General features: G+C 47.8%; 15 protein-coding genes. 11 read left to right on the forward strand and 4 right to left on the reverse strand.

What is annotated here, in order from left to right; genetic code table 11:
- Positions 1-41: 41 nt before the first annotated feature.
- From EKM75_RS03390 to EKM75_RS03405, 4 genes are all read left to right on the forward strand, one after another.
- Positions 42-1583 (forward strand): FGGY-family carbohydrate kinase, encoded by a 1542-nt coding sequence (locus EKM75_RS03390; protein ID WP_125692126.1) that lies wholly within the window; start codon positions 42-44, stop codon positions 1581-1583.
- A 300-nt stretch (positions 1584-1883) separates the two neighbouring features.
- Positions 1884-2552, forward strand: a complete 669-nt coding sequence (locus tag EKM75_RS03395; RefSeq protein ID WP_125692128.1) for a hypothetical protein — start codon at positions 1884-1886, stop codon at positions 2550-2552.
- 279 nt (positions 2553-2831) lie between these two features.
- Positions 2832-3614 carry a tyrosine-protein phosphatase gene (locus EKM75_RS03400; RefSeq protein WP_125692130.1) on the forward strand — a complete coding sequence of 261 codons (783 nt, stop codon included), beginning with the start codon at positions 2832-2834 and terminating at the stop codon, positions 3612-3614.
- Positions 3615-3729: 115 nt separating this feature from the next.
- Complete coding sequence (locus EKM75_RS03405; protein WP_125692132.1) at positions 3730-4179, forward strand: hypothetical protein; 450 nt, start codon at positions 3730-3732, stop codon at positions 4177-4179.
- 38 nt (positions 4180-4217) lie between these two features.
- Here EKM75_RS03405 and EKM75_RS03410 read toward each other — a convergent pair whose 3' ends face one another.
- Together EKM75_RS03410 and EKM75_RS03415 are read right to left on the reverse strand one after the other, a co-directional pair.
- Positions 4218-4742, reverse strand: coding sequence for a GNAT family N-acetyltransferase (locus EKM75_RS03410; protein ID WP_125692134.1), 525 nt, complete (start codon positions 4740-4742; stop codon positions 4218-4220).
- 6 nt (positions 4743-4748) lie between these two features.
- Complete coding sequence (locus tag EKM75_RS03415) at positions 4749-5183, reverse strand: MarR family winged helix-turn-helix transcriptional regulator (protein WP_164508716.1); 435 nt, start codon at positions 5181-5183, stop codon at positions 4749-4751.
- 99 nt (positions 5184-5282) lie between these two features.
- On the opposite strand from EKM75_RS03415, the gene EKM75_RS03420 reads away from it, so the two are divergent.
- Positions 5283-5909: an MFS transporter gene (locus EKM75_RS03420; protein WP_125692139.1), complete on the forward strand. Its 627-nt coding sequence runs from the start codon at positions 5283-5285 to the stop codon at positions 5907-5909.
- Positions 5910-5945: 36 nt separating this feature from the next.
- Positions 5946-6656: an MFS transporter gene (locus EKM75_RS03425; RefSeq protein WP_125692141.1), complete on the forward strand. Its 711-nt coding sequence runs from the start codon at positions 5946-5948 to the stop codon at positions 6654-6656.
- Positions 6657-6713: 57 nt separating this feature from the next.
- Here the strand turns inward: EKM75_RS03425 and EKM75_RS03430 are convergent, their stop codons facing one another.
- A complete protein-coding gene (locus EKM75_RS03430) occupies positions 6714-7430 on the reverse strand; it encodes a sulfite exporter TauE/SafE family protein (protein WP_125692143.1) in 717 nt (238 codons plus the stop codon).
- A gap of 222 nt (positions 7431-7652) precedes the next feature.
- On the reverse strand, positions 7653-8120 hold the full coding sequence (locus tag EKM75_RS03435; protein ID WP_125692146.1) for a YbaK/EbsC family protein: 468 nt from the start codon (positions 8118-8120) through the stop codon (positions 7653-7655).
- A 290-nt stretch (positions 8121-8410) separates the two neighbouring features.
- Between EKM75_RS03435 and EKM75_RS03440 the strand changes: the two genes are divergently transcribed.
- From EKM75_RS03440 to EKM75_RS03460, 5 genes are all read left to right on the forward strand, one after another.
- A complete protein-coding gene (locus tag EKM75_RS03440) occupies positions 8411-9625 on the forward strand; it encodes an NAD(P) transhydrogenase subunit alpha (protein ID WP_125692148.1) in 1215 nt (404 codons plus the stop codon).
- Positions 9626-9627: 2 nt separating this feature from the next.
- Positions 9628-9948: an NAD(P) transhydrogenase subunit alpha gene (locus tag EKM75_RS03445; protein ID WP_125692150.1), complete on the forward strand. Its 321-nt coding sequence runs from the start codon at positions 9628-9630 to the stop codon at positions 9946-9948.
- The gene (locus EKM75_RS03450) at positions 9945-11360 is read left to right on the forward strand and encodes an NAD(P)(+) transhydrogenase (Re/Si-specific) subunit beta (RefSeq protein WP_125684420.1); all 1416 of its coding nucleotides are present in this window, start codon (positions 9945-9947) and stop codon (positions 11358-11360) included. The genes EKM75_RS03445 and EKM75_RS03450 overlap by 4 nt, the downstream gene beginning before the upstream one ends.
- 368 nt (positions 11361-11728) lie before the next feature.
- Positions 11729-12082, forward strand: a complete 354-nt coding sequence (locus tag EKM75_RS03455) for a VOC family protein (RefSeq protein ID WP_125692152.1) — start codon at positions 11729-11731, stop codon at positions 12080-12082.
- A 176-nt stretch (positions 12083-12258) separates the two neighbouring features.
- Positions 12259-12774 (forward strand): MarR family winged helix-turn-helix transcriptional regulator, encoded by a 516-nt coding sequence (locus EKM75_RS03460; protein WP_125692154.1) that lies wholly within the window; start codon positions 12259-12261, stop codon positions 12772-12774.
- Positions 12775-12782 lie beyond the last annotated feature (8 nt).

The raw sequence follows: 12782 nt of genomic DNA on the forward strand, positions 1-12782 counted from the left end.
CCGATAGTCACTAACTTTTAGGAGAAGAGAGGAACACCGACATGAAGTACTTAATTGGAACGGACATTGGGACCTCAGGTACGAAGAGTATTCTGATGGATACCAACGGTCACTTAGTTGCGCAAGATTTGGAAGAATATGATGTGTTAACGCCACGACCACTCTGGGCTGAACAATGGCCAGATGTCTGGTTAAAAGGGGTCAAGGACTCCATTCGCGCTGTCGTTAAGGAAAGTGGAATCGCCGCAGCAGATATCAAGGGCATTGGCCTGAGTGGTCTGTACGGTGGCTCCGGGATTCCCGTCGACAAGGAGATGAATCCCATTCGGCCTGACTTGATTTGGATGGACCGGCGTGCAGCCGAAGAAACCGAATGGGTCAAGCAAAACGTTGACCTCGACCGCCTTTCTGAAATTACTGGGAACGACGTCGTGGATCCTTACTACGGCTACACAAAAGTGCTGTGGATCAAGAACCACGAACCTGAGAATTGGAAGAAGACTGCCTTATTCTTACCACCTAACAACTACGCCATTTACAAGTTGACCGGCGAAGTTTCAATTGATTACTCCGCTGCCGGCAACATCGGTGGTTTCTATGACATCAACACTGGCACCTGGTCCAAAGAAATGATGGACGCCATGGGCGTGCCGATGGACAAGATGCCACAGAAGTTCGTTGATGCTACTGAGGTTGCAGGGCGATTGACCAAGGACGCTGCCGCTGACTTGGGATTAGATGAAGGCACGCCAGTCATTGCTGGTGGGGTCGACGTTGGTGCTGCTAACATTGGGATGGGTGTTTTGGAACCTGGTCGCTACGTTGCCGCGATTGGGTCATCTATGAACGCCGCTCTGGTTAGCGAAAAGCCAATCAAGGGCCGGGGCATGATCGTTTGGCCATACCCTTACAAGTCACGTGACTTGGTCTACAACTTTAGTGGGTCTGCTACAGCTGGTGCCATCACCAAGTGGTTCCGCGATAACTTCGGAGATGCCGAAGTTGCCGTTCAGAACCAGGGTGGTAAGAACGCTTACGTTACCTTGGGTGACGAAGCCAAGGACGTACCAGCAGGTAGTCGCGGTTTAGTTGTCCTGCCTTACTTCATGGGTGAACGAGCTCCAGTTTGGAACTCCGATGCCAAAGGGATGGTCTTCGGACTGTCACTGGTCCACACCAAGGCTGATTTGTTCCACGCCTTTCAAGAAGCGGTCTGCTATGCATTGCGGCACAGTATCGAGAGTACTGGGCGCGACCTGGGAGATTACATCGTTATTGCCGGCGGTGTAACGCACTCGAAGGACTGGGTTCAAATGTTTGCTGACGTTACCGGCTACGCTGTCCGCACACCAGTTGACGATGCGGAAGCTAACCTGGGTGACGTGATGCTCGCGGGCTTAGCTACCGATACTTTAACGGTAGACGAAGTTCAAAAGTGGCAAGTGCTTGGCGATAAGGTCGAACCACGTGCTGAACAGCATGCGACCTACAACAAGTATTACCAGTTATACCGGAACCTTTACAAAGATTTAGGCGACGATATGCATGATTTATCATTAATTTCTGGGATTGAAGAATCCTAGTCTCATAGCGCTGTGGAGGGTTCAAGTGCATGTTCTTGAACCCTTTTGCTGAGAAACTCTTGTGCAGTTGTTAACAAGTAACCTTTTCTATGCTATTATAAGAGCAAGCAATTAGATTGATTGGTAAATGGTACGAAGAATGAATAAATAAAAATGGTGGTTATGTGGTTCTATTGGTTGTCGACCACAGTTAGAGCAGCTCTCAACACTTAGGGAGCTGCTTTTTTGTGTCGTTGATTAGCAGGCGTTAGACTAATAGGTAGTGTTTGGCAGCTAAGTAAATGATGGGAGGAATCTAAGTTGACGTTGACGACAGCAGAAAAGTTTTTCCTTTTAACTGAACGAATTGGTAAGAAGCCAGTCTTACGAACCCGGTTCACGACGCAAGCGTATTTTGTGTTGGCAGTGGTACTGGATTTGGTAACGCAGGGCGTGTTGGCAATCAGTCATGAGCGGTTAACGGTGGCTGATTCGAAAAAGCTAGCGGCGCAACCGACCTACGTCACGGTTTTACGTGAGCGATTGCAGGCGAACGCCGGTCAGGATGAAACCTTGGAAGCTGATTTGAAGTTTGTGACGAGCTGGAACGTGGCCAATGCGCTCTATGATGGTATTGGTGGCGGTTTGCTGAAGCAGGGGCTGACGGAGAAAAAGATTTTTCAGAACAATCTGATACCTAAGGTGATCTATTTGCCGTTAGATGCGAGTCGAGCTCAGGTTTTAGCAGATTTCAAGGCCGACATTTTTAGTGACGCACCGGCCGTTACCACGCGGAACTTGTATGCCCTATTAGAGCAGCAGGATGTTCTGAAATACCTGTTCTCTTCTTCAGAGTTGGTAAAATTGACGGCAGCGTTTGAACGAGAAGTTGCGACTGATTCACGGTACCAGGAGACCCAACGACTGACGGCCATGGCGGGCCACATCATTCAAATGAAGAAGTTTGAAATGGATGGGTGGTTGAGTTAACGCCTGAACGTTTTACTAAAGTAGTTGCACTCCGGCGGCCAGGGATTCCGCCGCCGGCTCTGATTGTGGGTTAGCACGATTCCCGCTGAAGACCACAATGGGTTACCAACTTTAGATGAGTAACATCGGCGTTTTTATTACGAATAGTGTTAGATGATTATTACGTATTTTCTTTACTAAGTAGTTTAATGGTTTATACATAAAACTTACCGAAAATTGGTCGGAAATTTACATAGGCTTGATAAAGTTAGACTATTCAGAAAGGGGATATCAGGTCGTATGAAAATTCGTGCTATTCTAGCTTCTGTTAGTTGCTCATTGATCTTGCTGGGGGTTGGTGCTGTGCCAGTCCAAGCGGCAACCTCTAAGGTGGACCCGGCCTTACAACCGGCTGTTTCTAAGAAGCTGACGCCAGCAATCAAGCTGAAGGGGGCCCAGAACGTGCGGGACTTGGGCGGGTATAAAACCAAGTCTGGTCAACGGGTCAAGAAGGACCGGCTACTGCGGAGCGATTCCTTGGAGAAGTTGACTAAGGCTGATACTAAGAAGTTGGTGAAAAAATACCATCTGAAAGAAATCTTTGATTTGCGAACCAAGAAGCAGATGGCAGAAAAACCAGACGTGAAGATTGCTGGCGTAAAGTATCTGCACGCGTCTGTGCTGGGGACTAAGTCAAACTACGATAATGATGACGCGGGGATGTACCGGGACATGGCCAATAAGCCAGCCGCTAAGCAGAGTTACCGTAAGTTACTGGTAGCAGCAGCTAAGGACAAGAAGGGCGCGTTACTCTTCCACTGTTCACATGGCATGGACCGGACTGGGACCGCAGCAGCGATTCTCTATACGATTCTAGGGGTCGACAAAGCTGACATTCAACGGGATTACTTGCTGTCTAACACGCAGTTGAACGTGGACTGGGCTAAGCCAGACTTGCTGAACTTGTTCTACAGCCAAGTGAAGGGGAAGTACGGCTCAATGAATAATTACATCAAGAAGGGGTTAAAGATCACGCCGACCCAAATTAAACAGATTAAAGCGAACTACCTGACTAAGGCTTAATTTTAGGTAAGCCAATTGAAAAGGCCATCGCCAGTCAACACCCGTGAGTGCTAATTGGCGATGGCCTTTTTGAATGATTTCAGGTCGATCTGTAAGAATAGCAGGAGGTCGGAAGATGAGTCATCCACGGAAACATATAAGCACCATCGAAAAAGATGCTCTTGAACTGGTCAACAGTAACGTTAGCTCCTCTCAAATTGCCGGTGATACTGACATACCATTAGCGGTAATCACGGAGCTTAGGGATGGTAACCTGCTATTAGGAGATACTGCAGTTAAGCAAGTTGCTGTTATGAGTAGTTATTGGGCAAGTTTAAAATTACATTTCGAAATGGTGATGAACGACTTTCCAGAAGAAGATTCGCTCGAAAATTTAGAATCTGAGTTTAACCATATTTTTCAACAAATTACAGCTGATTTACATGACAAGGCAATTAGCCCTGAGTCAGAACACGGTGACCTGGCGATGTACAAGATTTTCGTGCAAATGGTGCAAGAATATCAAAATGAACCAGCAGGGATTAGCAAATTGCTCTTAATTTACGCACAAAATACGGCTAAGTAAAAAGCCATAATCAGATGTTGTGATTATGGCCTTAAAAGTTAATCTAAATTCAGTTCATAGGCTAGGCGTTTACCGTCTGGTGTCGGGTTCACGTAAATAATGCCTCGGTACTGGTAGCCAAATGTCCCCACGATGTGCTGCATCCGCTGATTCTGTTCGTGCGTGTCGATTCGTAGATGACGGACACCTTGCTGATAAGCTTGGGAAATTAGGTTTGAGAAGAAATAATCACTCAAGCGCTCACCCCGGAAGTCTGCAGAGAGGGCAATCCGGTGGAACGTGGCGTAGGGGTGTTGGGTGTCGACCCAGTTACCAGCTTGAATTTCCTGGTAAGTGGGTTCTTCCCCAACAATCAGGGTGGCTGTGCCAGCGAGTTGACCATTAACGATCAAGACCCAACAGTGGTGCTGGGCAATGTCTTCGGTCAGCGTGGCTCGGTTGGGGTGACCATCCTGCCATTGACTGCTACCGTCGGATTTTAACAAGGCTTTGGCTTGGTCGATGATGGTCATAATTTGGTCGAGGTCAGCTGGTTGGGCTGAACGCATGTAGATGTTGGACATGGGGAATCACTCCTTGATTTTAGTGACGTGTTCTTCAATGAATTGCATGGCTGAGATAACCTGCTTCGTTTCACTGCCAGTGAGGTTGGTGAAGAGGCTTCGTACTTGATCGTCCGACCGTTGGTTAATGATGGCCAGTTGCTCATTCCCAGCGTCAGTCAGTGATAGGATTTTTGAACGCTTATCCAATTCGGCTGGTGTTTGGGCGAGTAAGCCGCGTTCCTCCAGCCGCTTAAGGATTCGACTGAGATAGCCCTTATCGACTCGTAGAACCTGAACAAGCTGATTGGCAGTGTTGTACCCATTTTCAGCGATTTCGAGCAGTAAACGAGCTTCTAGGAGGGTTAACGTCGTTTGTAGGTGGTACTTGTCGGTTAGACGGAAGATTCGCGTATAGAAACGGTCAAATTCCCGAATATGATGAATGTCTTGACTATTCATGGCGGTTCTCCTTATGTAGTTGACAAAAGCAACTAAGTTCATTATGCTTATTAAAGTTGCTTTTGTCAACTTAATCTAATTGAAAGTAGTTTAGCATAAATGACTAAAAATCGCTTCTCTTTTATCCTGATTATGGTCGGGGCATTCTTAAGTATTCTGAATCAAACCTTGATGACGACCGCCTTACCGTCCGTCATGCGGGCTTTTTCAATCACGACCGCACAGGGCCAATGGTTAAACAACGGGTATCTGCTGGTCAATGCGCTGATGATTCCGACGACAGCTTATCTGATCAAACGGTTCACGACACGGCAATTGTACATGACCGCGGCGGGATTATTTATGGTAGGAACCTTAATTGGGGCGATTGCACCACTCTATCCCATCCTAATTGTGGGGCGGATGGTTCAAGCTTTGGGGGCCGGCATCCTGATCCCCCTGGTCAACGTGGTCGTCATGACCTCGACTCGCCCGAGCGAACGGGGCGAAGCGATGGGAATTGTGGGATTAGCCTTGAACTTGGCTCCCGTTATGGGGCCGACAGTTTCCGGGGTGATTTTGATGCACCTGTCCTGGCGTTATCTGTTTTGGCTGACCCTACCGTTGATGCTGGTGGATATTTTGTTTGCCGTCAAGTTTATTGATAACGTGGGTGAGTTACATAAAGAAAAACTGAATTTAGAGGGATTGATTTTGTCGGCACTGGGGTTGACGGCAGCCCTGTAAAGTTTTTCCAATATTGGTGAAGCGCCGTTCATTTCAATGAAGGGTATCGTCCCACTAGTCATTGGGATTATCTTGTTAGCAGGCTTTGTAAAGTGTCAGTGGGGCGTTCCACACCCATTGCTCAATCTACGGGTCTTTAAGTACAAGCAATTCAACCTGCCACTGATTATTAACATGTTGTTGATGGTGACGATGTACGGAAATTCCGTCATTATTCCAATTTTGGTGCAAAACGTCTTTCATCAGAGTGCCTTTGTATCGGGGCTAACGCTAACGCCCGGGGCCATTTTGACGACGTTCATTTCACCACTGAGTGGCCATTTTTATGATAAATATGATTTCCGAAAAATGGTGATCATTGGGCTCAGCATTGATATTGTTGGGTCGCTGTTATTGAGCTCGACGGGGAGTGGGTCGTCCATTATGTTTGTCGTTGTGGGGCAAACGATTCGGCAGTTGGGGCTGGTACTAGTTTTGATTCCAATTCAGACCCACGCCTGGTCCATGCTGCCGGCTCACGCGATTCCGGATGGGGTGGCCGTTTACAACACGATGCGGCAAGTAGCGGCGTCGTTTGGGACAGCCCTGTTGGTGGCAATTATTAGTTTGACGGCCAATAGTCACATTAATTTTCATATGAACAGCCAGTTGGTGGGAATTAAAATTAGCTACACATTGTCTTCGCTGATGCTGGTTATCTGTATCATTCTGGCCTGGCGGTTAGAGAAGAATCGCACGCTGGATTAAATCTAAAAGGTGGTCACCGAGTTTAAGCGGTGGCCACCTTTTTTGCGTTTGCGGGTGTCAGAAGAATAAGTAGTAGATGCCACTCAGGCCGATGAATCCGTAAATCCACCGTTTAATGGTGTCGGGATTCAGCCGAGTGAGTAAGTGGGAGGCAATAATCGTCCCAATGGTTGCAGCGACCATTCCCACCAGGATGTAGGGGATGTCTGGCTTGACCAAAATACCGTTCGCAACCCGAATACTGGTGATGTAGAAAGTATCGATCAGAAAAAAGGTTTGAATGCTTGCGATGTATTCGGGCATTGATTTGGACAAGGATAGAAAGTACAAAGCCATGAGGGGACCACCAATGCCGAAGAGGCCGTTGAAAAATCCTGAGACAATCATGAAACAACCGGCGATGTACCACGGGTAACGTTGGTTGCCCGCTCCCGGTGCAAGGGTAAAGTAGAGGCATAACGCCACTAATAAGCCGCCTAACAGCATGCGCAGGAGGTGGGCATCTAAGACGTGTCCCAGATGGACGGACCAAGTGGCAACCATTGCGTAGATGATAAAGGGAATAATGATTCGTTTGAAATGTAGATGTTGGCGGTACCGAAAGGCCAGGGTGAGCACGCTAGCCAACATAATGACGCCACCAACTCCGGCTGCTTGGGCCATGGGGAGAATTGATGGGAAGAAAATCATCATGATAATGACAGCACCGAAGCCCGTCAGTCCTTGAACCAATCCCGCCAATAAGGCTGGAAGAATAATGAAAAACCAGGTCACCGAGTGTCCCTCCTTAATAAGAAATCTCCCATCTAGTTTGGGTGAAGTGGGGCAGGTTGTCAACGGGGGAAAACTGCCAGATGGACTAATTGCCCGTTATTCCAGTTGTCTCACGTTTCAACGATCTACGTTCGGAGCACCAAAAAGGTCTGAGACTTTTGTCCCAAACCCATCTTATCGTCAATTATAGCTTGTTAAAACGTGTATTAGAAGGCACATTGCCTAATCTTCCTTCACAATGTCGATCCACTTTAAGGGTTGGGCGTACTTCTCCATCTCGTCGACGGTCAGTTTCACCACGGCATCTGGGATACCGGCGGCTGGGTAGACCACGTCTTCATCCTTTAAGCTAACGTCGAAGTAGACCCCCACTCCGGGTTTTAAGCCAAACGGGCAGACGCCACCGGCGGGATGGCCAATTAGGTCTTCCAGTTCATCAAAAGGAACCATATGGGCCTTTTGGTGGAATTCAGCCTTGAACTTCGGGTTGGCAATCTTGGCAGTTCCCTTGACCACGATAACAATGGGACCTTCCTTAAGCTTTAAAGCCAACGTTTTTGCGATTTGGTCGGGCCGGACGCCCAGGGTAGCGGCGGCATCGGCCACGGTTGCGGTCGACTGGTCAAACTCGGTGATCCGATCGGTTAAGTTTAGTTGTTCAAAAAAGGTCGTGACAGTTTCTAAAGACATGCTGAATCCCTCCCATTAATAGATAGGTCGCTGGACAGATATGTGGTTGGGTTCATTATGCAATAGATTGGCCGATAAAGGAACCCGTCAAGGGAAAAATTAGCAAAGTGGGCAACCGATTTCACAAAAATAGTTTGGAAATCTTTCAAAGGTGAAACCGCGGCACGATAGCTTTATAAACAAGGGATGAGACCGTTTTCTTTTTTGTCAGCTTTGAACCATTGTTTTGTGACGCAGAATGAATTATAGTTAAATTGTGAAGTGATTCTCAAAAAAGGGAGATGGATTGAATGCCAATTACCATTTCGGTTTTAAAGGAAGCACCCAATGAAAATCGGGTTGCATTATCACCGACGGTTGTTAGCAAACTCGTTAAAAGTGACTACCAGGTCTTAGTTGAAAAAGACGCTGGGAGTCGTGCCTTTTATCAGGATGCTGCTTATACAGATGCCGGTGCCAAAGTGGTTGACCAAGCAACGGCAATTAAAGGGGCCACAATTATTGCGGCGGTCAACCAACCATCTAGTGAGGTTGTCGATCAGATGAGTGAAGGTCAGAGCCTGATTGGGCTGCTGGCACCACTTACTGACACTGATTTCGTTAAGAAGTTAGCTGCTAAGAAGATCAACGCCTTGTCATTTGAACTCTTGCCACGGACCGTGTCACGGGCCCAAACGATGGATGTTTTGAGTTCTCAGTCCAGTGTTGCTGGTTACAAGGCCGCGTTGATGGCCGCTGATCATTTTTCTCGGTATTTCCCAATGATGATCACCGCTGCCGGCACTGCCAAGCCAGCTAAAGTCTTGGTCCTGGGGACCGGGGTTGCTGGGTTGCAAGCAATTGGAACCGCTAACCGGTTAGGCGCCATGGTGTCTGGTTATGATATTCGGCCAGCCTCACGTGGTGAAGTTGAGTCCTTAGGAGCAACCTTCCTGACGACGTCGGTTTCAGGTTCTGGTGAAGGCGGTTACGCCCGGGCCTTAACACCTGAAGAAACGGCACAACAACAAGAAGAATTAGCTGGGTTCATCGCGCAAAACGATGTGATTATTACTACTGCCCAGGTTCCTGGACGCCGGCCACCAGTTCTGGTTACTCAGAAGTCCGTGGACGAAGCTAAGCCTGGGACCTTGTTCATTGACTTAGCTGCTAGTGACTTGGGTGGTAACGTCGCTGGTTCCAAGCCAGCCGAAACGGTTACTACTGCCAATGGTGCCCAAATCGTTGGTGCTGGGGACATGGCTAGTCAGTTACCAGCTTCAGCTTCTGATATGTTTGCTAAGAACGTCCAAGCTGTGATCACGGATATCACTGAAGATGGTAAGTTAGTCTTTGATATTGATGATGACGTGGTTGGTGAATTACTGGCTACTTATCAAGGTGAAATTATTAGCAATCGTTTACGTTCTGCCATGGAATTGCCAGAACGTAAGCCAGCTGCTCAAGCGCAAGACGATACTCAGACGCCGGATGAAGCAAAAGACGACGCAAAAGGAGTTGATTAGGCATGAGCGAAGAACTATTTACAAATTTAGCTATTTTTGTGCTTAGCCTATTGGTTGGGTTTGAAGTTATGAGTAAGATTCCTGCAACGTTGCAGACGCCAATGATGTCTGGTGCTAACGCCATTCATGGTGTCGTTATCGTTGGGGCCTTCGTCATTGCGGCGGAAGCCAATAGCACGTTGTTTTACATCTTAGCCTTTTTCGGAGCATTCTTTGCCGCCGTCAACGTGGCTGGTGGTTACACCGTTACGGACCGAATGCTAGGAATGTTCGACCGGAAGCCTAAACCAGGCAATAATGCAGGGGAGGGTGATCAGAAATGAGTATTTTACAAACGTGTTCATCATTGGTCTACCTGGTCTCCGCGGTTTGTTATGTCATGGGTGTTCATTTGATGCGTTCGCCTAAGACGGCGCGTCAAGGGAACGGCCTGTCCGCAATTGGGATGTTAATGGCTGTGGTTACCATTGTCATTAACGTCTTAATTGAAGGCAAAATTACGACAATGGGTTGGGGCGTTCTGTTAGTCGGTGGTATCCTCGGGATTGTTTACGGGGCTGTCAAGGCACAGAAAGTGCCAATGACCGACGTCCCTCAACTGGTTAGTTTGTTTAACGCCGTTGGTGGTGGTGCCGCTGCTGTTATCGGTATTTTCGATTACTTAATGAAGGGTGACGGCGCTAGCCTGAGCATTGCCTTCTCCTTACCAGTCCTGTTGGACGTGATTATTGGGGGCATTACCTTCTCTGGTTCACTGATTGCCACTGGGAAACTTTCCGGACACGTTTCTGGTAAGCCAATTACCTTCCCAGGTGCACGACTCTTAAATATTTTAGTAGTTATTGCTATTTTAGGTTCAGCTGTTATGATGATTGGATTCACGACTAACGTTTGGTACGTGGTCTTGGGTCTGGCAATGAGTCTTTGCTTCGGGTTACTGATGACCTTACCAATTGGTGGGGCCGACATGCCGGTTGTGGTGTCACTGTTGAACGCCTTCACCGGTTTAGCCGTTGCCTTTGCCGGGTTCGTTATCAACAACCAAGTCTTGATCATTGCCGGTGCCTTAGTTGGGGCTGCCGGGACGATTTTGACCTTGCAAATGGCTGAAGCCATGAACCGTTCCGTTGCCAACATCTTAGCCGGTGGCTTTGGGACTGGCGATAGTGACAGTGGTTCTGCTGGTGCCGACGTACCTGTTGACGTCAAGGAAACTTCTGCTGATGATATTGGCTTGCAACTGGCTTACGCTCAGAACGTCATGATCGTTCCTGGGTATGGGTTAGCCGCTGCGCAAGCACAACACGAAGTTGCTGAACTTGCTAAGGTTCTGACCGATAAGGGTATCAACGTCAACTATGCCATTCACCCAGTTGCTGGGCGGATGCCTGGGCACATGAACGTGCTGCTGGCCGACGTTAACGTTCCTTACGATCAAATGAAGCAGTTGGACGATGCCAACCCAATGTTTGAAAGTACTGACGTTGCCTTAGTTATCGGGGCCAACGATGTTACCAACCCATTGGCACGGGAAAGTGGTAATGCCATCTCCGGGATGCCTATCCTGGACGTTGACAAAGCCAAGTCCGTCGTTGTTATTAAGCGTTCAATGAGTACCGGGTATGCCGGTGTTCAAAACCCATTGTTCTCCTTGGATAACACCCAGATGTTCTTCTCAGATGCTAAGAAGGGTCTGCAAGACATTGTGGCTTCCGCAAAGCAATATCTTGAGTAATTAAGTCACTTCACACGTAAAAACGCCGTTCACTCAGGTTCGAACTGAGTGGACGGCGTTTTAGCATGCAAATTAGTGTGTCCTGACGTCTTACTGGTCGCCAGATGTGGGGTTGGAACGGTCCGGACGCAATTTGAAGTAGTCAGTTTTTAGGCAACAAAAAAGCCCTCATCAATCCGAGATGAGGGCACCAGTTGATCCATAGGATACATCTGGAATGTACAGAGCAACTGGGCAGGCGCAAACCTGCATGACTAAGCATACGCGTTTATTTACAGAATAGCTAGCATTATTTTGATAAGTAAGGTTAATTGCCTTGCTTGATGGGCTGGGGTAGACTATGACCATCTATTAAAGGAGTGATGAGGATGCAAAAGACACGGGTAATGCTGTACGTGGATAACGTTGCGACCGTGGTGAAATTTTGGCGGGAAAACTTTGAAATGACCACGGTAGCGGAATCGCCACTGCCGGATGGTTCGACCAATGTCGTACTCGCTATGCCGTTTGGGGTGGAGCTATCGTTTTTCTCAAACGAATTTATTAAGAAATATTCACCAGAGGTTCTCGGCAATCAACCATCTATCATGTTTTTCAGTGACGACTTTGAGGGGCTACATGACCGGTTAGCAGGTGCCACGCCAATTTCCGATGATAATGGCCAGCCAGCGTTTGGCTTCCCAGATCCTGAAGGTCACTACTTTGCTATCGGCAAAGCTTAGTCTACAATTTTGATAGTTTCGTGAGGACCTCCCAGAGAGGTTCTTTTAATTTCCCGGAATTCTGTCAGATATTAAAGGGGACATCTGAGAAATAGTTAGCTTTTAGTTAGTTTTAGTTTACAAAAACTAACTATCGTGCTAATATAATTCCATTAAGAACACAGGAGGAAAGTCAAATGACAGATGGCAGTCGCGATTTATTAGAGAGTTTTGGGAAGTTGTTGCAAAACCGTGCCTTCTTGATGGCAGTCGGGCATCAGGCTGGAATGGGTGGTCATGGTGGCCCTAATGGTCGTCGTGGTCAGGGACGATTGCTCAAGGTATTGGCGAAGACACCGGATGGGCTGACTAACGCCGAAATTGCCGAAGTGTTAGACATTCGGCCAAGCTCAGTCAGTGCGACGATCAATCGGTTGGAAGAGGCTGGGTTTGTCGAGCGGGTACCAAGTCCGACCGATAAACGGGCCATTATTGTGCGATTGAGTCAACGCGGGCATGAATTGTTTGACCAATATCATGAACATAAGGATGATGTTGCTGATCAGCTTTTTGGCAGATTGACCGCTGATGAACAGGTTCAACTCGAGCAATTATTGACCAAGTTGAGTCACCAAATCAGTGATTTAGATTGGGACGACTTTATGCAACGCGGGCATGGCTGGCCACACGGGATGGGCCGACCACGTTTCTAATTTAGGGT

It is taken from the genome of Levilactobacillus tongjiangensis (assembly GCF_003946345.1).
In the GTDB taxonomy this organism is placed as follows: domain Bacteria; phylum Bacillota; class Bacilli; order Lactobacillales; family Lactobacillaceae; genus Levilactobacillus; species Levilactobacillus tongjiangensis.